We start from the raw sequence: 24,671 nt of genomic DNA, 5'->3' as shown, positions 1-24,671 counted from the left end.
TCGCATTAAAAAGAGGTAAGTTGAGATTTTTCGTTTGGTGGGGGCGGGTTTTTGAGATTGTCTATCTGTGTCATAAAGGGTTGGAAAAACCCGCCCTACAGGTCGATCGAGGATATGCGAGATCTCAGATTTTACGGTTGATTCCCCTACTTCATCTCATATCCAAACAAATTCGGATCGACTTCTCCCAAATTCAAATCGGCCAAACCATACTCGGCCCAACGCCTTTCTACCATCGCCGCCACATCAGGATCGGACTCCAAAACTTCCCCCCATTCGTGATCGGTTTCCGGCGGCATCTTCGTAGTAGCATCAATCCCCATTCTGCCTCCCAAACCAATCTTTTCACTGGCAAAATCTAACGTATCAAAGGGCGTATTCGGCAGAATAAATACATCCCGAACAGGATCGACTTTAGAACTAATTGCCCAAACTACTTGACGCGGGTCGCGAATGTTGATACTTTTATCGACAACAATCACAAACTTAGTGTAAGTAAACTGCGGTAATGCACTCCAAAATGCTAAAGCAGCCCTGCGCGCTTGACCGGGATATGCTTTATCAATCGAGATAATTGCGGCTTTATAACTAAGCGCTTCCATCGGTAAGAAGAAATCGACAATTTCCGATACTTGCTGCCGCAAAATAGGCGTATAAATACGGTTAAGCGCGATCGCCATCATTGCTTCTTCTTTCGGCGGCCGCCCGCTAAATGTGGTCAGATAAATCGGGTCTTTGCGGTGCGTCATGCAGTGGAACCGCACCAACGGCGAATCTTCCACGCCGCCGTAATAACCCATGTGATCCCCAAAGGGCCCGTCGGGCAGAACTTCCCCCGGCGTAATCGTTCCTTCTAACACAATTTCCGAGTCCGCCGGTACTTCCAAATCTACGGTTTTGCACTTGGCCAATTGCACGCCGGAACCCCCGTAAAGTCCCGCAAATAACCATTCCGATAAATCTACAGGAATTGGCGTTGCAGCAGCGAGAATAATCAGGGGATCGACTCCAAGGGCGATCGCAACTTCCAACTTTTTACCAGCCTGCGCCGCTTTCCGCAAGTGTCGCGCCCCGCCCCGCACCGATAACCAGTGTACAGTCATCGTGTTTTTTGACTGCAACTGCAACCGATAAACCCCCACATTCGGCGTGCCCGTTTCGCAATCTTTGGTAATTACCAAACCCAGGGTGATAATTTTGCCCGCATCTCCCGAATAAGGGCGAATCATCGGGATTTTGTGCAAATCCACCCCTTCTCCCTCAAATACCACTTGCTGACAAGCTGGGAAAAAGTCGCGGCCGGGTTTGGCTTTCACTACGTCAAACAACACTTTGCCGAATTCTATCGCTTGGGAAATCTTTTTCGGCGGTTTTGGCTGTTGCAGCATTCCCAGTTTTTTGCCGAGCTCTTCTAGTTCGATCGGCTTTTCCATGTTCATCGCCCAGCAAACGCGCTCTTCCGTACCCAATAGGTTAATGGCGACGGGGAATTCTGCCCCTTTGACGTTTTCAAACAGCAGTCCAGGGCCGCCTTTTTGCAGCATTTGGTTGGAAATTTCGGCAATTTCGAGGTCGGAATCGACTAAGGCGCTAATCCGGCGCAGTTGTCCCCGTTCTTCGAGTAGTTTTAGGAATCCCCGCAAGTCTCTTGCCATTGTTGTTAAAGAAATGTTAAGTGCCCCTACTATTATGCGGCTATCGGGGGATGGAGTGCGGGGTGGGGGCGATCGGGCTATCGCTAAATAAATTTCTATTGTTATCGTTACTCTATGACTTGGTATTTCTCTGATTCATCAAAAATTGACTTTAGCTAATTTTTTTTTGCAATACTCTTAACCATAATTTAAACAAAGCTTATTCTATTGTTAGTTAATCTACTATTAACCAAAATTTAAAACAAGCTTATTCTATTAAAGGCCTTTCCTTGGGGGTTTCAGTCTATCCTATGGAGGAGATTTGCAAAGTCGGCTATTAAGGGAGAGGAGGAATATGAATTTTTTCACAGGACGTTGGCGACGTAGTTTTATAGTGACACTAGCAGCAGCAGCATTTTCGTTGACTTTGATTAGTTCCGCTGTAGCTGCGGTAACACTAAACGGTTCGGGAGCCACTTTCCCCAAACCTCTTTACGATCGCTACTTCTCTCAGATGAGAAGTGCAAATCAAATTACTGTAAACTACGAAGGAACTGGTAGCGGTGCTGGCATCAAAGCATTAATTACAGGCACTGTTGATTTCGCAGGCAGCGACGCGCTGATGACTCCTGCACAAATCGCTGAGGTAAAGCGCGGCGTCATGGCGGTTCCGACTGCTGGCGGTGCTGTTGCAGTTGTTTACAACTTGCCCGGAGTGACCAATCTGAGGCTAAATAAGGATGCCATAAACGGCATCTTTGAAGGCAAGATTACTCGCTGGAATGATGCGAAAATAGCCGGAATTTCTGGACAAGCTAAAAACTTGCCAAATACTGCGATTCGAGTAGCTGTACGCGCAGATAGCAGCGGTACAACCTTTATTTTTGCTAACCACTTGCAGGCAACCGGTAGCAGCATCAAAGCTGCCGCTCAGCCGAGTTGGCCAGGAAGCCCTGTCAGTGGTCAAGGAAACCCGGGCGTAGCTGCTTTGGTGAAGAATACAGCGGGTGCGATCGGCTACGTTCAAGATACTTTTGCTCGGCAAAACAATCTCCAAACAGCATTTATTCAAAATAAAGCTGGCCGGTTTGTAGAGCCTAGCTTGGCTGAAGCAGAGAAAGCTTTAGCAGGGGAAACCTTCCCCGCCGACTTCCGCTTAGTAGAAGGCAATCCTAACGACGGTTATCCGATTGTTGGTTTGACTTGGCTGTTAATCTACAAACAGTATCCTGCTGCGAAAGCAGAGGCTATTAAAAAGATGGTTAATTGGGTGATGACTACAGGTCAAGGTATTAACAAACAGTTAGAGTTTACTAGCATTCCTTCAGCTACAGCTCAAAAGGTAGTTCAAACAGTTAATCAGACTGTGATTGCCAGAGGTTAATTCCGGCGATCGCACGGGGTTATGAGTTGACGAGTTAAATCGATGACTCAAAATTCATAAATTATCAGGTTAATGTGCGCTAAATTTACTGTGTAAGGTACGCACTGCGTACCTTACAAACCAGGTTCGCAGCGCGCACCCCGCCCATTATAATTCCTCGTCCTTTAAGCAAATATTTCACTTTGTACGCACTAATTTCGGTATGACCAATATTTCAAAAAAACGGAATAAATTGACTCGGAAACCGACCGAAATAAACACAGAAGTAGATTTGACAGATACTGCTGGTGAAGGTTTATGGATGGAGTCGGGTTTTACACTATTTGTATGGGGTTTTGCCCTAGCGACAGCGGGTATATTGTTTTGGATGAGTGCGGTAATTTTTAAAGATGCTTGGCCTGCTATTAGCCAATTTGGACTCTCATTCTTGTGGAATCCCAAGTGGGATATCGGCGAGTTGCAGTTTGGGGCTTTGCCGTTTATTTACGGTACTGTAATTAGTTCTGCGATCGGCATAATTATCGCACTTCCTTTAGGCCTGTCAGTAGCTATAGTGACTAGCGAGAACTTCTTACCCGTTTGGGTGCGATCGCCCTTGGGATTCATGGTTGAATTAATCGCGGCTATTCCCAGCGTGATAGTGGGGCTGTGGGGAATCTTTGTTTTGATTCCCTTTTTGTTGCCATTGCAGCAGTCATTGTTCGATAATTTCAGTTGGTTTCCCCTGTTCAGCAGCGAACCTTTAGGCCCCGGAATGCTCCCGGCGGGAATACTGTTATCAATTATGATTTTGCCCACAGTAGCCGCCATCAGCCGCGATGTATTGATGTCAGTTCCCGTAGATTTGCGAAGTGCTTCCATGTCCCTCGGCGCCACCCGCTGGGAAACTATATTTAAGCTGTTATTACCAGCAGCTAGTTCAGGAATTATCGGCGCCACCATATTAGCCTTGGGACGCGCTTTAGGCGAAACAATGGCAGTCACAATGGTAATTGGCAACTCGATTCAAATTAACCCATCCGTGCTCGCTCCCAGCTACTCAATTCCTGCTGTTTTGGCAAGTCAATTTCGGGAAGCTGTCGAACCGCTGCACACCGGGGCTTTGATGTATTTAGCTTTAATTTTATTTGTGATCACTTTGTTCGTAAATGCGATCGCAGTATTGTTAGTTCAGCTAATTGGGGCCAAGGAAGCTAAAACTTAACATCATCGAAAGCAATTTGGTCACAAGCCGCGCCGCCGGATTTATCCGCTGGTTCAGTCTAAAATCTCAAATCTAAAATCGCATGACTCAAGCACAAAATTCAAACAGTATTCTGGATGCAGAAATCAACAACCCCCTGTCGCTAAGCCGAACTCTGTTCAGCCGGGGAATGACAGTTATCGCTTTCGCTCTGACAGTTCTGGCCCTGCTCCCTTTGTTTGCTATTTTATACAAAATACTCGGGGAAGGACTCACACATTTGAGTTGGGAAGTGCTAGTGTCTCTACCAGCACCCGTCGGAGTAGAAGACCAGCCCAACGGCTTTGCAAATGCGATTCTCGGCACTGCTTTAATGGTAGGAATTGCGACATTAATCAGCGTACCCATAGGCGTAATGACGGGAATATTTTTGTCGGAGTTTGGTAGAGAAAACAAAGCGATTACCAATAGTATTCGCTTTATCACCGTCATTCTCAGCAGCGTTCCCTCGATCGTAGTTGGCGTCTTTTCCTACGCCCTAATTGTCGTTACCACCAAAGCATTTTCATCCTTAGCAGGCGGTTTTGCTCTCGGTATCATCATGCTTCCAGTGGTTGCTCTGACAACAGAACAAGCATTAAAATTAGTGCCTACTTCTTACCGCCTCGCTTCTGCTGGTTTGGGAGGCGGACGCTTTCAAACTATGTTTCGCATTATCATACCCTCAGCACTTCCAACTATTACCACAGGTATTTTACTCGCTGCTTCCCGGGCCGCCGGCGAAACCGCGCCGCTGATTGTAACGGCGTTGTCGAGTCAATTTTGGCCTCCTTTAGTTGATAAATTGGGCGAGATAATGCAGTCCCCCATAGGTGCAGAAACTATCTCAAAACTCAAAGAAATTCCCGAGACACTGCTGACTCCGACTCCTTCTATGTCAGTATTAATATATAGCTACGCCAGCTCTCCTTACAAAGAGCAGAACGAATTGGCGTGGACTGCTGCCTCTGTCCTTTTGGGCATGGTTTTAATTGCTAGCGTCGCATCCCGTACAGTAACTCGGAAACGCTTGCAAAACCGATAAATCAATAACTAAAGTGCATTTCTCAGTCAAATATTAACAATATAACCCGGCAAATAATGAAACCTAAAGCTAACTTGAAATCCGAAGACTCTAAACATCAATTCCTAGAAGATGCCACCCCGGAAATCGACCCCAATGCAATGCCAGCACTGCGGGTTCAGGACTTGAGTTTTTATTACGGAACTCACAAAGTATTAGAAAATTTATCGATGAATATCCCTCACCCGCAAATTACGGCTATTATTGGGCCTTCAGGTTGCGGCAAATCTACCTTTCTCAAAGCTCTCAACCGGATTGGTGAATTGGAGGGAAAGGTTCAAATTAAAGGAAGAGTAGAGTTTTTTGGACAGGATATTTACAGCCCAAAAGTAAACATTAATAGTTTGCGCCGCCAAATTGGGATGGTGTTTCAAAGACCAAATCCTTTTCCGCTGAGCATCTACGATAATATTGCTTACGGGGTGAGGATTTTTGGTCGCAAAAGCAAAGCAGAATTAGATGAGATTGTGGAATCTGCACTCAAAAGTGCGGCGCTTTGGAATGAAGTCAAAGACGATTTGAAGAAATCGGCTCAGGGGATTTCGGGGGGACAGCAGCAGCGACTTTGTATTGCTCGCGCTTTGGCTGTAAAGCCGAAAATTTTGCTGATGGATGAACCTTGTTCTGCTCTAGATCCGATTTCAACGATGAAGATTGAGGAGTTATTTCAGACTCTACGCCAGCAGTTAACTGTTGTGATTGTAACGCACAATATGCAGCAGGCTGCTCGTGTTTCTGATTACACGGCATTTTTTAATACTGATGAAAGTCGCATCGGCCGCATGGTTGAATTTGGGCCGACAAGTAAGATTTTTACTTCTGCGGGCAATTCGAGTACGAGAGATTACATTCAAGGCCGTTTCGGTTAATACTTACATCTTGAAACTCTTTCAGAATAGGCAAGATGCCTGTTCCACAACAGACAAATATTTTTGTGGAGCAGCCATCTTGCCTGCTATAGTTATGTCTTCAGAACAGGCAAGATGCCTGTTCCACAACAGACAAATATTTTTGTGCAGGCAAGATGCCTGCTATATTTATGTCTTCAACACTGCTGAAGCGAGAGTTGGGTATTTTCGGCGCTACTCTGATGGGGCTGGGCTCGATTGTGGGTACTGGGGTATTTGTGAGTATCGGCATTGCGGCGGAAGTTGCGGGGCCGGGAGTGATTTTGGCTGTAGGTATTGCAGCTTTTGTTGCTGTTTGCAATGGCCTTAACAGCGCTCAATTAGCGGCAAATCATCCTGTTAGCGGCGGTACTTATGAATATGGCTACAAATATCTCAATCCTTGGCTGGGTTTCACTGCCGGCTGGATGTTTCTGGTGGCGAAAACGGCTTCTGCTGCTACTGCTGCTTTAGGTTTTGCGGGGTATTTTTTAAATGCAGTTGGTGTCGCCGATCGCACTTACCTGATCCTAACAGCTTTAGTCGCCCTCGCCGCCATCACTTTAATTGTATTGACGGGAATTAGGCGATCGAATATTGCCAATACTGCCATAGTCTCAGTTACACTTCTATCTTTAGCGGTGTTTGTTGCTGTCGGTTTGCCAGAGGTAAGGTGGGAAATGCCCGGGCTACAGAATCATAGCTCGATCGGTTCCATCTTCCAGGCCACCGCCCTGATGTTTGTCGCTTATAGCGGTTACGCCCGCATTACCACAATGAGCGAGGAAGTGCGGGAACCGAGGGAAACCATTCCCAAAGCCATAATTTTCACTTTGGTGCTAACAATGCTGCTTTACGTCGGGGTAGCAGTAGTTGTCGCGGGCGCGGGTGGAGCCGATAAATTGTCTTTACAAATAGGCGGCACGACTGCACCTCTGGAAGTCATCGCCCGCAGTTTCCCAATTCGAGGAGTTTCTCAACTGCTAGGCGTCGGCGCAATTACCGCTATGTTGGGAGTCTTGCTGAACTTAATTTTAGGGCTCTCGCGCATCTGGCTGGCGATGGGGCGGCGCTTGGATATGCCGAGAGTCTTGGCGCGGCTGAATCCTTCGGGGACAACTCCCTACGTGGCTGTGGTGGTTGTCGAAGTTACGATCGCACTTTTAATCCTCCTCGGCGATGTCAAAACCACTTGGTCCTTCAGTGCTTTTAGCGTTTTGATTTACTACGCTATCACCAACCTCGCCGCGCTGCAACTTTCCCCCGCCGAAAGGCTTTATCCGCAGTGGTTGGCTTGGGTTGGTTTGGGGAATTGTCTGTTTCTGGCTTTCTGGGTGGAGAGGCAAATTTGGGTGACAGGATTGGCATTAATTGTCGCCGGTTTAATTTGGCGGGCGATCGTCCGACTCCCGGCGAGAAACTAGAAGTGTGATAAATTGAAACAGCATCCCGCATTGTAGAGGGTCATGCCCGATCCAACCCCCTTGGTGGCGACTCAAGAATCTCTCGCATTGAGCGCCATCAGTCGCTATATAGCTCAAACCCTAATTACCATTCAGGAACAGCATCCCGAATGGATAACTGAAAAATATAGGAAAACCCCCTGGGCCAAACCTGATTTTCAGTCAGTTTTGATTGGAAAATTGACAAAAAGTTTCAGCGTAGCCAGCGATACAGATTCCCTGCTGCTGACTGCGAAAAAATACCTACAAATTCTGCTGATTCCAGAATTCGTTAATTCACCTCAATTCAGCAAATTATCTGCCAAAATTCAGCAGCTAGCCCAATCTCAAACAGCACCAGCTAAATCAGAAAATTCAGTTGCGTCAGAACCTCCAACTCCAACAGCCAATCAACCAGCCCCGCTTCCTGTCGGGATTGCTATCTTGCTGCTAGATGTCGAAAACTTGCAACTCACCATCGAAACCGAAAAATTCCTAGAGGGAATTTGCCACTATCCCATCCAAATCAAAGTCGCCTTTGCCAACTGGCGCAGCATGGGCAAAAAAGATGCCGAATTTCACCAGCGGGGCTATCAACTAATTCACGTCCCCCCCGGCAAAGACAGCGCCGACTTAAAAATGGCTACAGTCGGCGCATCGATTTTCGTACATTATCCCACAGCCAAAGAGATTTTTGTCTGTTCGTCCGATCGCGCCCTCACTCACCTCAGCAACACACTGCAAGCCCACGGATTAACCGTATTTCAAGTCCGCAAACAAATAGATAAAATCATAGTTTTAAACAGCAAAACCGGACAAGTGGAAACCCATTCCCTCGTAACCACACCGGAAATTACACCCTTAGAGCAATTAGTTATTCAGCTAAAAGAATTAATAAAAAAAGAGCAAAAACGCACCTCAACTCAGTGGATCAAACTTTCTACTGTTTCAGCTTTATTTAGGGAAAATTACGGCTTAGTCCTAAATCAAGTTGTTTCTCATCATTTGCTCGGCACTAAAACCAGGGATATCTTTCTTAAATATCCCGCCGATTTTGCCCTCCACAAACCCTCAGAAACTTCTCAAACTTATGTCACCCTTTTTGAAGTCAAACTGCCGCCCCCACCGCCAATACTTAACCAAGAAAATTTGAATAACCACCAGGCACCACCTGCGAAGTTGACAGATATTAATTCTCTGGAAGACTTGGAAAGAGCTCTTGTCAAAATCGTTGGCGACTTAACTGGCAACTCTCCTGAAAATTCTGTATTTCTCTCCAATGTAGGCAGTGAATTTCACCGACAATACGGCAAACAAATTACCCAAATAATTAAAGATTTTAATCTGGGTAGAAAGTTTACGAAATTTTTGCAATCCTGCGCTTCTCTCCAGCTAAAAAAAGCCGAAAAAGGCTGGCAAGTTTCCCTCAATTAATTAAAATTAAAAATATATAAGCATCCCCATTACTAGCAACTTGAGTTATCATACAATCTGGACGTAAAGAAATGTAAAGGGATATGCAGGACAAAGTTGTGGTTGTGGTGGGTGCAACTGGCGGCATCGGTTCAGCGGTGGCCCGCAAACTCGCTGATGCGGGTGCGAGGCTAGTGCTCGCCGCCAGAGACAGCAGTAAATTAGACGCTTTAGCTAGCGAACTTCCGGCAACAGAGGTACTGTGCGTGCCCACAGATATCACCGATTTGTCCCAAGTCGAGACGCTGATGCACAAAGCTGCGGCGCATTTCGGACAAATTGATGCCCTCGTAAACGCCGCCGGTGCCGGAATTCTCAAGCAGTGGAACAAGTTAGAACCCGCTGATTTAGATGCAATGCTTGACTTGAACTTGAAAGGCAGTTTTTACACGTCTCAAGCTGCGGCGAATGTGATGAAAGAGCGCAAATCCGGCCACATTTGCAATGTCATCGGGATTTTGGGCAAGCATTCGATGGCGATGGGAACGGCTTATTGCGCTTCAAAGTTTGGGGTAGTTGGTTTCAGCAAGTGCATGGCAGATGAACTGCGGCGCTACGGTATTAAGTTTACGCTATTCTATTTTGGCGGGGTGGATTCTCCGTTTTGGGATAATGTGAGTTTGAAGGTAGACAGGTCAAAAATGCTGACTACCGACACTGCCGCCAATGCGATTATGTTTGCTCTTTCGGCTGACCCGCAAGCTGTGCCGATGGAGATTAATATTCAGCCGGAAAGTCATTTGTTCTTTTAGCTATTGAGGAGTGATTTGAATGCCGAACGCAGCGGAAGCTGAAGGCAAGAAAAATTATGATATTTTTAGGTTTGAGAACTTGTACAGCCGTTAATTATGTAGGTGCATGGGCTCGCGCACCTTACCCCTGTAAATAGCATATCAAACCATTTTTTTTCCTTAGTCCTATTGGTGAGGCCTAGCGGTCAAACCTAAGTTATCGCACACACCGGGTTTCTTTTAAGGGCCGACTTATTTCTACCTTCAGAGGGAGCTAGGATATTCAATCTTTAGGTTATTATTAAGTGGGCGCGCAATAAAAACTATGAAAAATATCCATTACTCAATTCCTCCCTTGCAATTTCGCCTTGAAAATCAGCAGATTTTCCATTTGTCAGTTTCCATTTTCAATTATTGATTATGGAGTTCGATCGCATTCAATTTTACGTTGAAAACGCTAAAGTATCCCGCGACTGGTTTGTCAGCCAGTTAGGCTTTCAATCAATAGCAGGTTATGCCAACAGCCACACTCACACTGAAGTTGTCAGCAGTGGCAATGTATGTTTTGTTTTATCTTCGCCCCTGACACCCGCTAGTCCCGCTGCTAGTTGGTTGAAGTTTCATCCTCCAGGGATTGCCGATGTGGGTTTTCGGGTAAAAGACATTGATTTAGCGGTAGCTAGAGCGGCTGCTGAAGGCGCTAAAATCCTGGAACCGATTCAAGAAGACCTAAACGCAGGAGGCTACTTTAAGCGGGCAAAAATTTCGGGCTGGGGAGATTTAAGCCATACGCTCGTGGAGCGAATTGGCAGCCATTCACTGCTATCGGGTTCGGATAAGCGGCCGTTGTTTACCCGGATTGACCACGTAGTGTTAAATGTTGAATCTGGCGATTTGTCAGGTGCGGTGAGTTGGTATCAAAAAATATTAGGTTTTCAACCGCAGCAAAATTTTGATATTCAGACTGAGAAATCGGCTTTGCGGAGCCAAGTTATGGTGCACGCTGAAGGTGGGGTGCAATTCCCGATTAATGAACCGGCATCAGCTAATTCTCAAATTCAAGAGTTTTTGAGCGCAAATCGGGGGCCGGGAATTCAGCACATGGCTTTGCAAACTAATAATATTGTGGGTGTTGTTGCCGATTTGCGATCGTGCGGTTTGCCTTTTCTGCCGGTTCCTCCAACATACTATTCCGAATTGCAGCAGCGGCAAAACTATTTGCCTGCAGATTGGCAAGCAATTACAGCTTGTCAAGTTTTGGCAGATTGGCAAGAAGATACTCCCGCAGCGATGCTGCTGCAAATCTTTACCCAGCCCATTTTTGCAGAACCGACTTTCTTTTTCGAGATTATTGAGCGCCGAGTTAGTTTAGTTAACGGCAAACAGGTGCAAGCTGGAGGTTTTGGGGCGGGGAATTTTCGAGCTTTGTTTGAGGCAATTGAACGGGAACAAATGAAGAGGGGAAGTTTGATAGATGATTGACAAAAATTCCACTTTTTAGGTCATACAGGCGTGTTAATCAGCACTGCGATATCTTTCCAACCGTAGGCAATTTCTTTGAGTGCAACTCCTGCTCTACTTGTTTGCTGTTCGTCTACTTTTTCACCTCCTAAGAATTCATAAAACCTATAAGCTGAATTGTCTCCTAGTACCCAAACTAGCATTGAGTTCAAACTTAACTCTGCCAATTTCGTGGCAACTGTTCTTACGAGTTGCCGTCCGATTCCTTGACGCTGATATTCCTGCAAAATATAGATGGCAAATAATTCTCCTTTATATACATCTTTGCCTGTGCGTTCGGGACCACCCGCAGCAAAACCCACAATTTCTCCCGATTCATTCTCAGCAACGCAGACAAAAACCCCAGTATTCTTGACGTTTGCCAGGATTTCTTGCCAACGGCTTTCTGCTTTTTCATAGGACAGTTGCGCGAAGTAATCTGTGGGTACAATTTTTCCGTAAGCTGTCCGCCAAGTATCTAGATTAACCCGTGCGATTGCAGGTGCGTCAGCGATTTTAGCTTCTCTCACAATCATCAGAAAATACTCCTTTCGGCCCTTGAAATTCTATTTCAAGTCTATGCCAACTATACGATCGCGTCCTTCTAGTTTAGCTCGATACAGGGCTCTATCGGCCTGTCCAATTAACTCCTCAATCGATAAACCAGCAGCAGGTACAGTGGTAGCGATCCCCATACTGAGAGTTATAAACTTACTTACCTTGGAAGCAGCATGAAAAATTGCCGCTGCTTTCAAATCCCTGCGAATTGCTTCAGCTACCCGCTTTGCTCCTTGCACATCAGTTCGCGACAAAATTACCGCAAATTCTTCGCCGCCGTAGCGGGCGGCTAAATCTCCTGCCCGCTGAGCGTTGCTAGCTAAAATCTGGGCTACTTGTTTTAAACATTCGTCGCCTCCTTGATGCCCGTAATGATCGTTGTAAAGTTTGAAAAAATCGATATCGCACAAAATTAAAGACAGCGATTCTTTTTCTCGCTCCATCCACTGCCATTCTAACTCCAATTTTTTGTCAAAACAGCGGCGGTTGGGAATTTGAGTCAATCCATCCACCGAAGCGAGCCGCTGCAATTCCATGTTAGCTGCTTGTAATTCTAATTTGGCTTGTTCTAAAGCTAAATTTTGCCGAGCTAATTCTTCACTTTGGCGTTTTTCTTGTTCGTACAAAAATCGGATTGAAGCTTCAGCTTCTTGCAGTTCTTTCTCTGCGTATTTGCGCTTGACAAATTCTCCTAATTGAGAACTTACCACAGCTATAATCTGAAGTAAATCTTGATCCGGTGGCAGTTCTTCCCGGCAAAAAAAAGTCATTACTCCTACAACTTGGCTCCTAGCGTGAATGGGGAAACCGAATCCCGATCGCAGTCCCGCTTCCTCGGCCAAGCGCGATCGCACGAAATTGCGATCGCCCACAAGATCGGTAATCCACTGCGTAGAACCGTTTCTGGAAACCGCTCCCGGCAAACCCTCACCCGCAGCCAAAGTAATCTGCTGATCGTTTTCGGCAAACTCCCTAACTTCCTCCGCTGCCTGCCAAACTGCGACCCGCCGCCAACAAGGAGCTGCCTCGATCGGACAGCAAAGCGGCAGGCACCAAAGCGGATCTGTTTCAGATTTTATTTCCTCACCCCATCTAGTTTCTTTCTCAACCTCTGCAGGCGTCCAAAGTTCGCCAAAATCCCACCCAAAACTTTGGCAAATAGCTTGCAAAATTTTCGGAGTTGCGCTATCTAGAGAACTTGATTCTGACAGGATATGAGTAACAGCATACTGTGCTTCTTGACACTTTTTTATGCGTTGTTGCTTGGTAATGTCTTTGCCGATATAAACAAAATCTTGTATAACCTTGCTATCTGCATCCGGGCTTCCTGTGCTTGTCTCGAAAGTAGAGCATGAAAACGCAACAATCAGCTTTAAACCTATTTTCGTTTGGCAAGCTACTTTTACTTGAGGCCAATATTGGCTTTTAAGTGCAGGAGGTAGCTGGCTGACTTTGCGTAACAGTTCCTCCTCAGCCGTAATCAGGGATATCGATTGACCGATTAATTCCGATTCGGTATATCCAAACAATTGCTGTGCAGCTTGATTCACTTTTTTAATTTGCCCCGATGTTCCTGTTACGAACAAAACATCCCCTAGGGAATTAATAATTTTGTCAATATAATCGCCAGCCGCAGCTAAGTTATCGCCTTTAATACTTGTTTGGTTGGCAGCCTGAACCGTGGTTGGCTGAGAGCCAATGCTATCTGTCACATCTTCACATAAAATAATCAATCTGTCAGCATTCGCTTGTCCCTTATAACCAAAAATATACAAGTTTAGATACAAATAAGAGCCGTCTTTGAGAACTCGGCTAATTGATTTTAACTGACAATCTTGCTGTCGTTCTTCAATAATATCTTCAAGAATTCCTTCAATTCCAATCAGTTCGGGAAAACTATCGCGCACGTCTTTTCCTTCGCCTACTTCCTCATGAATGTAGGCAAAATCTTGCACTTTCAAAGATATTTCTTTAATCTTAAGTTCCCGATCGACTGTGAGGTATTCAATCCTGCGTAAGGATAACAGCTTATAAAGAAGAATATTAATACTTCTGGGGCTGCTCTCTACAGTTAATGTGGGAAGCATCTCGTTATTGTAGAGCATCTCTCTCAAAGGTTAGCCGGTAAAGTTAGTTGTTGTTTGGCTGCGATTTATCATGGGAATTTTTATACTGGCAGAGGTCATCACCTGTTATCGGTGGCAAATTTATGCAAACAGTACACTTTGGATTCTCCAAGCAGTTTTTTGCTTATTTTAAAAATGGGGTCAAATATTAATTTGACCCACTTTTTGTGAGAAAGCGCAGTCAAAATCATCCTCTGTTGAGGTTGAGATTTATGAAGAATATGTAGCGGTTTACACTATTTGTGCGGCACATTTTAATTTTAAATTCCCCGATATGGCTTACAACCGCTAAAGTTGAGGAACAGCACAGTTTAATTCAAATGTTTGCTTTAATTAGCACCATTCCTATAGACCTTACCTCCCCTGGGTATTTGTGTCAATTTTTGTAAAGAAAGTGTTACCTTTAAGTGATATAGTATCGAAGGATTTGTATAAAAGCTTAAAAATACTCTGCTAAATGCTGAGACTTATTACCGACTTTGACGGCCCGATCATGGACGTGTCCGATCGCTACTACCGAGTTTACCAGTATTGTCTCGCCGAGACTAAGCGTTCGGATCAACCAGTGCGCGAACTCCCCAAAGCCGAGTTTTGGGACATGAAGCGCGCGCGGGTTCCCGAAACCGAAATTGGCATCCTCTCAGGATTAGATGCAGATCAAGCCCGCGATTTTGCTCAGAAACGCCGTCAAACCGTCCACACCCTACCCTACATGGTTTACGATCGACCACTCGCCAGCGCCGTGGAAACCCTCGAAAAGGTGCAGCGCGCTGGAGTAGACTTAGCGGTGATGACCATGCGCCGCGTTAGGGAACTAGATGAAGCCTTCAACCGCTGCAATTTAGGGCAATTTTTCCCAGAAAGCCGCCGCTATTGCCTCCCCAACGATTACGTTAAAACCGGGGATGTCAAAGATAAGCCGCTGTTGATGGCAAGAGCTCTCGCGGAACTGCCGCCAGCTTCTGACACTTGGATGGTTGGCGATACGGAGGCGGACATTATAGCAGCAAAAACGCACGATGTCAAGGTAATTGGTGTTTTGTGCGGAATTCGCGATCGCACCCAACTAGAAATGCACCAACCGGATTTAATTGCCAACAATTTGAGCGAAGCAGTTGAGATTATTTTAGGTCGCAAAAATTAGTCATTAGTTATTAGTCATTAGTCATTAGTTATTAATTGTTAGCTGAGGTTATTTGTCGGAGGTCTTGATTCCACAGTTATTAGTGGTTGGCTGCTGACTAATAACTGCTGACTAATAACTGCTGACTAATGACTGCTGACTATCGCAGAAAACCGCTGACCAGCCACAGAATTAAAAACGTAAACAAAGCGATAAATTTCTCTGTTGTTATAAATGCCGGACTGACCAAAGAACCCAAAAAGCCTCCCAGCAACAAGCCTATAACCAAGCCAGCCACAGTCAGCAGCACAGCCCGACCAAATTTTTGTTCCTTGCGATTAACAAAATAAAGACAAGAGCCGACCCCAAGAGCCAGAGTCAACTGTAGTAAACCATCATTAGCTGCCGGATAAATACTCAGTCCGCCTAACCCCACATACACCCCAGCCGGCCACAAAATGTCCGATCGACTAGGAGTATCGATTAGCCGCTGCAACCAAGCTGGGCTGCCACTAGGAGGAGACGGAGTAAAGCTTGGGGGTGGGGGAGTCAGCCGTTCGGGAAAGCGGATGCGTTCGGGCACTTTAATTTTACCTTCCTGTCGTTGCCGCAGGCGATCCATGAGGATCGCGTCGTAAGCGGCTTCGAGCAATTCCAAACGTTTCTTGTCACCGCTGTACTGCTCAGCTAGGCGCGTGCGGGCCTCTTGCACTTCATCAAAGGAAGCATCTTCATCGACTTCAAGCAGTTGATAGGGAGTTGGCTCACTCATGGTAATAACCCGCTGAAGACTCTCGTTATAGAGCAATCTTAACAAGAGAGGAAAGCGGGGCGGGATCTCTGCCGCTTTCCCAAAAGTTTTGCTGCTAGTTTTTGGTGCTTTAAAACAGGAACCAGCAAACCTTACGAAAATAGAAACTAGAAGGCATTTGGCATTCGTAAATAAAAAATAATGAATCCAAAGATTTTTATTTTTATCTTGGCCGTCTAAAATTTTACCTTCTGCCAAATGCCATCAGAAGGGACTTGTCCCGCAGGCACTCACAATTCCCGACCACTGGACTTTTTTAAGTCGATCGCGGCGGTAGGAAAAAAAGCGAGCCGAGTCAGAATAAGTACAGAAAGGAGCGATCGCCACTTGAGAAACATCGATTCCCAACTGCTGCAATTGCAGAGCATTGCAGAGGCGAACATCCAAGCGTACTTTTCCCTGTTCTGGATCGGCTAAGACAGGCGTTTCCGGCAGTTGGTGCAAAAACTCTAGAATGCCGTCGGCTGTCGCACTAACGCCACTCTTAGGAGCAATGGTGGCTCCCAGTTCCGCTGCTACCTCCACAGATACCTGGTAAACCTCTCCAGCGATCGCCGGCCCCATAGCAATCTTCAGATTTTCTAGTTGACTGCCTTGTGCCACAAGTTGAGCGATCGCCTCTGGTAATATCTTAGCAGCAGTCCCGCGCCAACCCGCGTGAACTGCAGCAACGAGTCCCGTGCGATCGTCAGCAATCAGCACCGGCACGCAGTCAGCCGAGCAAACCCACAGCGCCTCCAATTCTCGCTCGGCTACCAAGCCATCAGCCTCAGCATAGCTTGAGGCAGCGGTTTCCTGGCCCGGAGCCACAACCGGGGACAACTCACTCGTTTTGAGTACCGCATTGCCGTGTACCTGTTGGAGTCGGTAAACCTTAGCTCCTGGTTCGAGAACTTCCGTCAGATCGATCGGCCCCCGGGGCGAGAAATCGCGAGTAAAAAAGCCGTGAGACCAGCGAGAAAGCAAGCTGCAAGTCAGATAGGGCAAGCCTTCTGAACTCTGCCAGTCCCAACTGATACCGTCAGGCTGTCCGAGGCACTCAGAGTCAGGAAAATTTGTCAAGCGATCGCCAGCTACAGTCATGAAACCTATCCTTACCCAAGCGCATCATTTAGCTTGTATTCTAAACAATCAAAAATTTTGTCCGCGAAGTTTAAAGGCAGCGCCAGGTTTCAGGAAAAAATCCCGATCAGTCGGCGGTTTTAGGACGACCGACTGCGCCGAAATTTTGCATAACCCGAGAAATATAGGCAACTAATTAACATAGAGGAACGCCAAAGCGCTATCATCAGTGTGGCCGTCACAGACTTCTAGGCAAGTGCCATCGGGATCAAAAAAACCGGATATCGATCGCGACTGAATGTGCAAGGCATTCGAGCTTGTTCTATGTGCAAAAAAAATTGCCTCAAGCCCGGTAAAATCAGTTAGGTCTGTATATAAAGACAAGGATTGCCATACATTCGATCCTGACTTCGAGATCCTTGTGCCCCCTGTTGAGTTGGGAAAAAAAATCGTGAAACCAGTTCCAGACAAGCAAATAACAGCCCCTTTGAACACCAAACAGCAAAAAAAGAACCCTACAGGCACCCGGACTCGATCGCGCCTTTTGTCCGATCGCTCACTGCTGGTGGGACTGGGTTGCCTTGCCAGTCTGGGACTGCTAAGCAAAGGCTTAGTTTGGGCCCAAGCGGAAACTCCGCCAGCAGAACAAGCCGTCCCCGGCGCAGCAGACCTCCAGCCATTATTTGAAGCTCCTCTCCCGCCCCCGGAACCCGAATACAGCCAAGGGTCGCCAGAACCATACTCTGAACCGCAGGCAGAAGTCCCGCCGTCCGAGCCTTTCGATGCCGCACCGCCCTCAGAGCCTGAGTACGCCAGCGAACCACCTCCCACCGAATATTATCTGCCGGAACCCGCGCTGATTCCCCTGCCAGAAGCGACGGCCCAAGAGCCGCCTTTTGAAGCGCCAGTTAACCCAGCCCACGCTGAAATCGACCAAACAGACTACAGCGTTGGCGCTACCAGCGAGTACCAAGAGTACGAAGCGCCAACAAGTATAGAGTTTGCAGAAAGATCGACCGGCTGCGAAGGAGGTGACGGTTTGTGCGCGCCTCCTCCTATTTCCGAGCCGGTGACGGCAGATTCAGGAGAACCCAACTACAGACAGGAACCTCCGATCGCAGACGACGGTTATATTGCAGCTCCTCCTCCTCGAAATCTGCCAGAAAGCATTCCAGACAATGTTCGGGAAACTGTAGCCGGAAATAGTAGCGGGAATCCTGTGAGTAAACTCGGTCAAGCCGTTCAACAAATAGGCAGCCAGGTTTGGGGGGGTTCAAATCCGCCGGAATCTGCCTACGCACCCCCGCGCTACCCAGCAAACATCGGCTACTCGGCAGACGCAGGATACTCAGCAGACACTGGATACTCGGCAAACGCAGGATACTCGGCAAACGCAGGATACTCGGCAGACGCAGGATACTCGGCAGACGCTGGGTATTATGCGGGATCTGCATCTTACGGCGGCGGCGCTCCAGCGCCCAGCATGGGACTCGGGCCGGTTCAAGTCGGTGCCATTAGTGTCAGCAGCGGCAGCAATACCGGTTTTGCTTACTACAATCTCACGCCGCGTCCCGCAGGCCTGCCCGGAAATGGCAACACCAGCTTGCTGTTTCCGCTATCTATTGCTTCGGCAATTACTTCGCCCTTTGGGTGGCGAACTCATCCGGTTATGGGCTACGGCAGGTTTCACACCGGAACTGACTTGGGGGCCCCGATGGGAACGCCCGTACTGGCAGCCTATGCGGGTCAAGTGGCGATCGCCGATTGGTTGGGCGGCTACGGTTTGACGGTGGTTCTCAACCACAGCAAAAAGTCTCAGGAAACTCTCTACGCCCACCTTTCGGAACTGTTTGTGAAACCGGGAGAGTGGGTGAAACAGGGAGAGACTATCGGCCGCGTCGGCAGTACGGGAATGTCTACAGGGCCTCACCTCCACTTCGAGGTTCGGCAAATGACTGACCAGGGTTGGGTGGCGATCGACCCGGGCTCTCAGCTAGAATTCGCTCTGGCAAAAATGATCGGCAGTTTGGAAACCGCCAAAGTACCGCAAATGCCGAAAATGGTGGAAATACAAACCGCTAGCGGACTCAAGGATTTGGAAAACGATCTGCCCCAGCTTCCACCTCTGCCGCTGGGAATGGACATCGAAGTTCACAACCTCCAGCCGCCATTCCCGGAACTATTAAAAGCTGACATTTATAAGCCAAAAGATCCCGAAGCAGTCAAACCCAAAACTCAGAAGCAAGCTAGCAGGTAAAAATGGTGGCTTGGATAGATTAATTTTTTTAGGGCGGGCTATTCGCCCCCCCCACAAGAAAATTTATGTTTTGTAGAATCGCCCCTCCTAGCCTGTTGCTGACCATGGTGTAAAATGTGTTGATATCAGCTCCGATGGATTTCTATTTACCAGAAAAAGCCTGGGAACGACGAAAAACCAATAAAAATGGGTAACTTGCAGCTTATGCTAATAGCGCAGCATTTGTGGGAATTAATTTTATTTCTGATTATTGTATTCTGCCCGATTCCCTTAAGCTTGTCTCTGGCCTTCGAGAATCAGAACGAAAACAAGAACTATTCATTTCCCCATTTTCTCCTCGTACTCCTGACGGGATGGAGCATTGCACAAGTTTGTATCGGCTTGATTTTAGGAAGTGCCGATAAACTAAATATTTCTGCGGTCATTATAGTAGAAATTCTGATTGGTGCGATCGGCTTAATCGTCATTTATGCCAAAAACCACAGAGCTTTTACCTTCTCGCAGTGGCAGATTCCCCAAATCAAGCAACCTCTGGGCCAATCCGAATATCTAATTATTGGTGCCGCCGCTTTTGCAGGATTTGTGATGTGGGAAACACTAGCAACAAAACCCACAACCAATTATGACTCATTGTGGTTTCACCTGCCTGTGATCGCCCGATGGTATCAAACCCATTCATTTACATTATTAGATGCCGCCGGAAATTGGATTTTCGATCACGAGCAAGCACGAGTATATCCCTACAATTGGCACGTTTTGTCTGCTTTGTGTTTGCTCCCCTTCCGAGAAGATTTTCTCACAGCTTTTCCCCTGCTAATTGCGTGGGTACTTGAGGGCATTGCCGTTTATCTTTTAAGCGTAAAATTTGGAGCCACCCGAATTCACGGTATGGCAGCAGCATCTTTAGTATTGACAGTACCGATGATGATTAACCAAGTTAATACCATTCATCCAGACTTACCCCTAGCTGCAATATTTACAGTGGGTTTGTATCTAGGTTTATCCTATCATAGCAGCCGCTCGCAATCCGAACTATCCCTATTTTTAGCCGCTGCGGGAATGCTAGCCGGAATTAAAATCACCGGTATAGTCTATGCAGCATCACTTTTAGGAGGATTAGCAATAGTAGAAATTAAAAGATTCGTCCTTAATAAAAATTCCACACCAGCTAATTTTATAAGTCGCCACTTTATCAAACCAGTCTTGCTATGTGGCATAGCTTGTTGCTTATTTTTAGGATGTTTTTGGTATGCGAGAAACTTGCTGCACATCAATTATCCTGTCGCCAATGCCAGCGATATTAAAGTTCCCTTACACCCTGTTCCCTTACCGTCTCCCCTACGTGCGCCAACACCTCCCCTACAGCAGCTCACACCTATCCTACCTGCGCCGCCCGCTTGGCCGTCTTTCAATGCTTGGCAAAGCACTTTAGTAGCTCAATTTAATCCCAGCAATATTTCCCACTGGCAAACTCTCGGCTTGCAAATCATCATTAGGTTGCAACTGCCATTTATGGCGATCGCACTTCAGGTATTGGCAGCGCCTCTGGCTTTGAGCAAAGGTAAAACCAGAACAATTAATCAAAATAATATCATTTTAATGATACTTCTCGCCAGCACAGGAATTTTGTATCTAATTACACCTTACACGTCGGGTACAGCGGGAGAGTCGATCGGTCAACTCAGCCCTTTACTCGGTTTTAATCTCAGATACGGCTTTCCCTTTTTAAGCTTGCTGGGCATAGCAGCGGCAGCTACAGCAACTCAGCTCAAAACTCGAAATCAAGTTGTTGTCGCGGTTGTTTTAGTTAGCAGTATTTCGGGCATTATTAGCAGCACAATTTTTGACCTTGTTAAAAATTCTTCTTTTACCGGAAAGAGTATTGTTTGGGGCAGCGGATTGATTGACACGTTTAAATCTAATTTCGGGGAAGCTATCAATATTCTGAGCAAAATATTAGGCCCCAGTTTTAGATATTTAGCAATATATTCGTTAGTTTATATTGGATTGCTGCTGGGTTGGATTATATTTAAGAACCATCCTAGTTTAATCAGGTTAAGAAATTTACTAACCAGCCTAAAAAAGTCGAGTTACATAATGATAATTTGTATCTGTATAGCATTGATGGTAAGTGCTAGTTGGGTGGCGAGGGAAAAGCGAGATATGGCTCGCACAGAACTGTATAGCGGCATTTACGAGTATATTGATAAAAATACAGTACCAGATGAAAGAATAGGCTTCTTTTTAAGTCCCCGCAACTACCTGTTTTACGGGAGAAATTTGAACAGACAAGTTTTATATGTGCCGTTTAGAGCCGATCGACTTTCTGGATGGATTGACAACCTGCGGCAAAATAAAATTAGGACTGTAGGATTCGGACCCCTGATTGGGACAGACGCAGCTACCAGAAAAGCTCTATCTTGGCTGACAAGTGCCGAGGGCCCGCTGCAACCAGTTTTCGGAAAAGATATTAATACTGAGCCGGTGTTGTATCGCTTGAAAAATTGGTAACTACTCACAGCAAAGCAGTGGCGGTGAGTAGTTACGTTTTAATAGCCTTAATTCCTTTTTTTTTAGGAATAAAAAATAAATAACTTGATGTATTTTCGGCTATAATGAAAAACAGCCCTCGCTCGCAATTTTCACCAAAAGTGAGAGAAACTTGCTTTCTTATTTTTCTATTTTACCACCCTACCTTACCTTGAAATCTATGTTTTATTCTAGTTCACTTGAGTCAGAAATGAAGAAACTTTATAACTCTTTATCAGAAAAGGATAAAAGAAGGTATGCAGCGATAGAAGCCCAAAAATTGGGATGGGGTGGAATTAGCTATATAATGCAAGTTTTCGGATGCAGTCGAAATACTATTGTTCAGGGAATTGAAGATTTAGAAAACATGGATGAAACGACTATCGATAATTTAAGAATCAGAAAAAAAGGAGGAGGCAGAAAAAGTATTTTCTCTACTCACATAGGCATTGATGAAGCCTTTTTAGAAGTCTTAAAATTTCAGACTGCTGGAGACCCAATGAAGGAGTTAATTAAATGGACTAATTTGACGCATAAAGAAATAGCTTTGGGACTGAGGTCTGCCGGATTTATTGTCAGTCTTCCTCTAATAAGTAAACTCTTAAAAAAGCATGGATATGTCAAGCGAAAAGCACAAAAAAAGCAAACGATAGCCACTAATAAAAATCGTAATTCTTAATTTGAAAATATTGCTATGCTCGACACACAGTATAGAAAAGCCGGTAATCCCATTATTAGTTTTGATACCAAAAAGAAAGAAGTTTTAGGGAATTTGTATCGTCCCGGTACTCTTTATACAACCGAACCTGTCATTACTTTAGACCATAATTTTTGGAGTTTAGGTTGTGGGAAAGTGATTCCACATGGAATTTACGATTGCCAAAATAATCGAGGATATGTAACATTAGGTAACAGTAAAGATACCAGTAAATTTGCTTGTGAATCCATCAAACACTGGTGGAATAATTATGGAAAAGCCGCCTATCCTCATGCCAATTCGATTCTAGCTAAGTGTGATGGTGGCGGTAGCAATAATGCTAATCATTATATCTTTAAGCAAGATTTACAAAAGTTAGTAGATGAAATTGGAATTGAGAGCAGAATAGCTCATTACCCTCCGTATACATCTAAATACAATCCCATTGAACATCGACTCTTCCCTCATATAACCAGAGCCTGTCAAGGAGTGATTTTTACAACTCTAAATTTTGTCAAAAATCTCATGGAAAAAACTCACACTAACAAGGGTCTATCTGTAGTTGTAAATGTGGTAGATAAAATCTATGAAATTGGTCGAAAGGTGACTGATGATTTTTAAAAAAATCTGAAAATTCTTTTTGATGAATATTTACCCAAATGGAATTATCGAGCGGTACCTCAACTCACGAATTAATCAAGTTATTAATTTTTCATTCCTAAGACAACTCTGCTTTTGTCCGTGGCGTGGCGCTAATCTTCACTTGAAGGTTCGTGTCAATATTTGTTCGATTTCGCTTGACAAGCAGGGAAATTGAGCGGTGAAAAATGTTCCCTATCGTTACCATTAATTCGATATTTTTGCGCCGGATCTCTACCAACACCTCCCGGCTGATCAATTGCCGATCAGAGGATGGCCTATCTTGTACTCTCACAGGTGCATCTAGAGCCTCTTGATGTTTCCTAGACTGCTGGGATAATAGGTTTAAAAGGCTCTTTCCCAATACTCTGTAAAAGCCAGAACGGAATAAGGGTGAGATGCACTCAGTTTTTAAAGCTTGGAATAACCAAAAGAGCGCGGTGCGATCGCGGCCGTTGTGGCTGCTTTGGTGCGCTAAGTACAGCAAAAAATTACTGGTAGATAATCGGTGCAGGAAATGGGGAATTTCGGGATGCCGTTGCTTGGCAGCTTGCAGCATCAAAGATTGAGAATTCGCCATTGTCGTATAGTTGGTAGACATAGTGTTATACATCCTGCGATAGCCAATTGAAAATTCCGGCAGGGCTCGAAATTGATAAATCTCTGCTATCCGCAGGTACAAGTCCCAGTCTTCACAGCCTTGAGCATTCCTTTCCTTCAATGTCTTGTCATAAACCCCCACCTTTTCCAAACAACTGCGACGCATCAGAGAAGCACTCGCGTTTCCTATAAAGTTGTGACAGATGAGGGTCCCGTACACGTCACCTTCAATTCTATAAGACCGGAATCCTCCTGTTAGCAATCCTTTTTCATCCAAGTCCACTGTCCACGAATAGACGACCCCTACTTCTTCCCCTCCCTCCAACATAGATTGAACTTGTTTTTCTATGTTTTCAGGATACCAAATATCATCGGCATCAATGGGGGCAATATATTCTCCTCTCGACTTCTGAATTCCTAAGTTTCGAGCAGCAGCGACTCCAGCATTTTGCTGTTTCAAAAGCTGGACGCGAGAATCTTTTTTGCTGATTTTTTCGACAATTTCAGCGGTTCGATCCCGGGAACCGTCATCGACTACTAAAACTTCAATTGCGGGATAAGTTTGAGCGAGAACAGATTTCAGAGTTTCTTCAATAAAGGGTTCAGCGTTGTATGCAGGGATAATGACTGAGACGAGAGGCAAAGAGAGGGATTTTTGAGAATCAGGCTGCATTGGCTTTTAAGAATATTTTTCAAAATTTTTGTTGCTTTCTCAATTGGCTGCTCTACCTTACCCTCCTCGCAGTCAGGACTTAGACATTTGGTGAAAGAGACAGCCAATAGCTGCTAATAATAAATAATTTTACCCCATTTTTAGTTAAACGTCAATGGGAGATAAGCTGCTACGCAGCTAAACCGGATAAAATAGCATTGCCTTTATTTTTGATTTTTCGCTCCCATTTGATAACCATT

General features: G+C 45.6%; 17 protein-coding genes and 1 pseudogene. 12 read left to right on the top strand and 6 right to left on the bottom strand.

Annotated features, from left to right (window positions below; all coding sequences use genetic code 11):
• Window positions 1–146: 146 nt before the first annotated feature.
• Window positions 147–1,655: a UbiD family decarboxylase gene (locus QUB33_RS13285; RefSeq protein ID WP_333351103.1), complete on the bottom strand. Its 1,509-nt coding sequence runs from the start codon at window positions 1,653–1,655 to the stop codon at window positions 147–149.
• A gap of 334 nt (window positions 1,656–1,989) precedes the next feature.
• On the opposite strand from QUB33_RS13285, the gene pstS reads away from it, so the two are divergent.
• From pstS to hppD, 8 genes are all read left to right on the top strand, one after another.
• On the top strand, window positions 1,990–3,018 hold the full coding sequence (pstS, locus tag QUB33_RS13280; RefSeq protein WP_333351101.1) for a phosphate ABC transporter substrate-binding protein PstS: 1,029 nt from the start codon (window positions 1,990–1,992) through the stop codon (window positions 3,016–3,018).
• Window positions 3,019–3,220: 202 nt separating this feature from the next.
• Window positions 3,221–4,222: a phosphate ABC transporter permease subunit PstC gene (gene pstC / locus QUB33_RS13275; RefSeq protein ID WP_333351099.1), complete on the top strand. Its 1,002-nt coding sequence runs from the start codon at window positions 3,221–3,223 to the stop codon at window positions 4,220–4,222.
• 82 nt (window positions 4,223–4,304) lie between these two features.
• Window positions 4,305–5,285 carry a phosphate ABC transporter permease PstA gene (gene pstA / locus QUB33_RS13270; protein WP_333351097.1) on the top strand — a complete coding sequence of 327 codons (981 nt, stop codon included), beginning with the start codon at window positions 4,305–4,307 and terminating at the stop codon, window positions 5,283–5,285.
• 56 nt (window positions 5,286–5,341) lie between these two features.
• Window positions 5,342–6,193, top strand: coding sequence for a phosphate ABC transporter ATP-binding protein PstB (gene pstB / locus QUB33_RS13265; RefSeq protein ID WP_333351095.1), 852 nt, complete (start codon window positions 5,342–5,344; stop codon window positions 6,191–6,193).
• 155 nt (window positions 6,194–6,348) lie between these two features.
• Window positions 6,349–7,635, top strand: a complete 1,287-nt coding sequence (locus tag QUB33_RS13260) for an APC family permease (protein ID WP_333351093.1) — start codon at window positions 6,349–6,351, stop codon at window positions 7,633–7,635.
• A 42-nt stretch (window positions 7,636–7,677) separates the two neighbouring features.
• Window positions 7,678–9,087, top strand: a complete 1,410-nt coding sequence (locus tag QUB33_RS13255; protein ID WP_333351091.1) for an NYN domain-containing protein — start codon at window positions 7,678–7,680, stop codon at window positions 9,085–9,087.
• A gap of 83 nt (window positions 9,088–9,170) precedes the next feature.
• Window positions 9,171–9,878, top strand: coding sequence for an SDR family oxidoreductase (locus QUB33_RS13250; RefSeq protein ID WP_333351089.1), 708 nt, complete (start codon window positions 9,171–9,173; stop codon window positions 9,876–9,878).
• A 399-nt stretch (window positions 9,879–10,277) separates the two neighbouring features.
• Window positions 10,278–11,339, top strand: coding sequence for a 4-hydroxyphenylpyruvate dioxygenase (gene hppD, locus QUB33_RS13245; RefSeq protein WP_333351087.1), 1,062 nt, complete (start codon window positions 10,278–10,280; stop codon window positions 11,337–11,339).
• 20 nt (window positions 11,340–11,359) lie between these two features.
• Here the strand turns inward: hppD and QUB33_RS13240 are convergent, their stop codons facing one another.
• Window positions 11,360–11,893: a GNAT family N-acetyltransferase gene (locus QUB33_RS13240; RefSeq protein ID WP_333351084.1), complete on the bottom strand. Its 534-nt coding sequence runs from the start codon at window positions 11,891–11,893 to the stop codon at window positions 11,360–11,362.
• Between the two features lie 30 nt (window positions 11,894–11,923).
• Window positions 11,924–14,020 carry a diguanylate cyclase domain-containing protein gene (locus tag QUB33_RS13235; RefSeq protein ID WP_333351082.1) on the bottom strand — a complete coding sequence of 699 codons (2,097 nt, stop codon included), beginning with the start codon at window positions 14,018–14,020 and terminating at the stop codon, window positions 11,924–11,926.
• 478 nt (window positions 14,021–14,498) lie between these two features.
• On the opposite strand from QUB33_RS13235, the gene QUB33_RS13230 reads away from it, so the two are divergent.
• Window positions 14,499–15,185: an HAD family hydrolase gene (locus QUB33_RS13230; protein ID WP_333351080.1), complete on the top strand. Its 687-nt coding sequence runs from the start codon at window positions 14,499–14,501 to the stop codon at window positions 15,183–15,185.
• Between the two features lie 139 nt (window positions 15,186–15,324).
• Here QUB33_RS13230 and QUB33_RS13225 read toward each other — a convergent pair whose 3' ends face one another.
• Window positions 15,325–15,936, bottom strand: a complete 612-nt coding sequence (locus tag QUB33_RS13225; protein WP_190663744.1) for a CPP1-like family protein — start codon at window positions 15,934–15,936, stop codon at window positions 15,325–15,327.
• 243 nt (window positions 15,937–16,179) lie between these two features.
• Entirely contained in the window at window positions 16,180–17,058 is an 879-nt protein-coding gene (pgeF, locus tag QUB33_RS13220; protein WP_333351078.1) for a peptidoglycan editing factor PgeF, read from the bottom strand.
• Window positions 17,059–17,488: 430 nt separating this feature from the next.
• Between pgeF and QUB33_RS13215 the strand changes: the two genes are divergently transcribed.
• From QUB33_RS13215 to QUB33_RS13205, 3 genes and pseudogenes are all read left to right on the top strand, one after another.
• Complete coding sequence (locus QUB33_RS13215; protein ID WP_333351076.1) at window positions 17,489–19,294, top strand: peptidoglycan DD-metalloendopeptidase family protein; 1,806 nt, start codon at window positions 17,489–17,491, stop codon at window positions 19,292–19,294.
• Window positions 19,295–19,480: 186 nt separating this feature from the next.
• Window positions 19,481–21,805 carry a hypothetical protein gene (locus tag QUB33_RS13210; protein WP_333351074.1) on the top strand — a complete coding sequence of 775 codons (2,325 nt, stop codon included), beginning with the start codon at window positions 19,481–19,483 and terminating at the stop codon, window positions 21,803–21,805.
• Between the two features lie 199 nt (window positions 21,806–22,004).
• Window positions 22,005–23,141, top strand: a pseudogene (locus QUB33_RS13205) (ISAzo13 family transposase).
• Between the two features lie 97 nt (window positions 23,142–23,238).
• On the opposite strand, the gene QUB33_RS13200 reads toward QUB33_RS13205, so the two are convergent.
• On the bottom strand, window positions 23,239–24,432 hold the full coding sequence (locus tag QUB33_RS13200) for a glycosyltransferase family 2 protein (protein ID WP_333351072.1): 1,194 nt from the start codon (window positions 24,430–24,432) through the stop codon (window positions 23,239–23,241).
• Window positions 24,433–24,671 lie beyond the last annotated feature (239 nt).

Source organism: Microcoleus sp. B3-A4 (assembly GCF_036705385.1).
GTDB lineage: Bacteria > Cyanobacteriota > Cyanobacteriia > Cyanobacteriales > Microcoleaceae > Microcoleus.
This window is presented reverse-complemented; position numbering and strand designations above follow the sequence as displayed.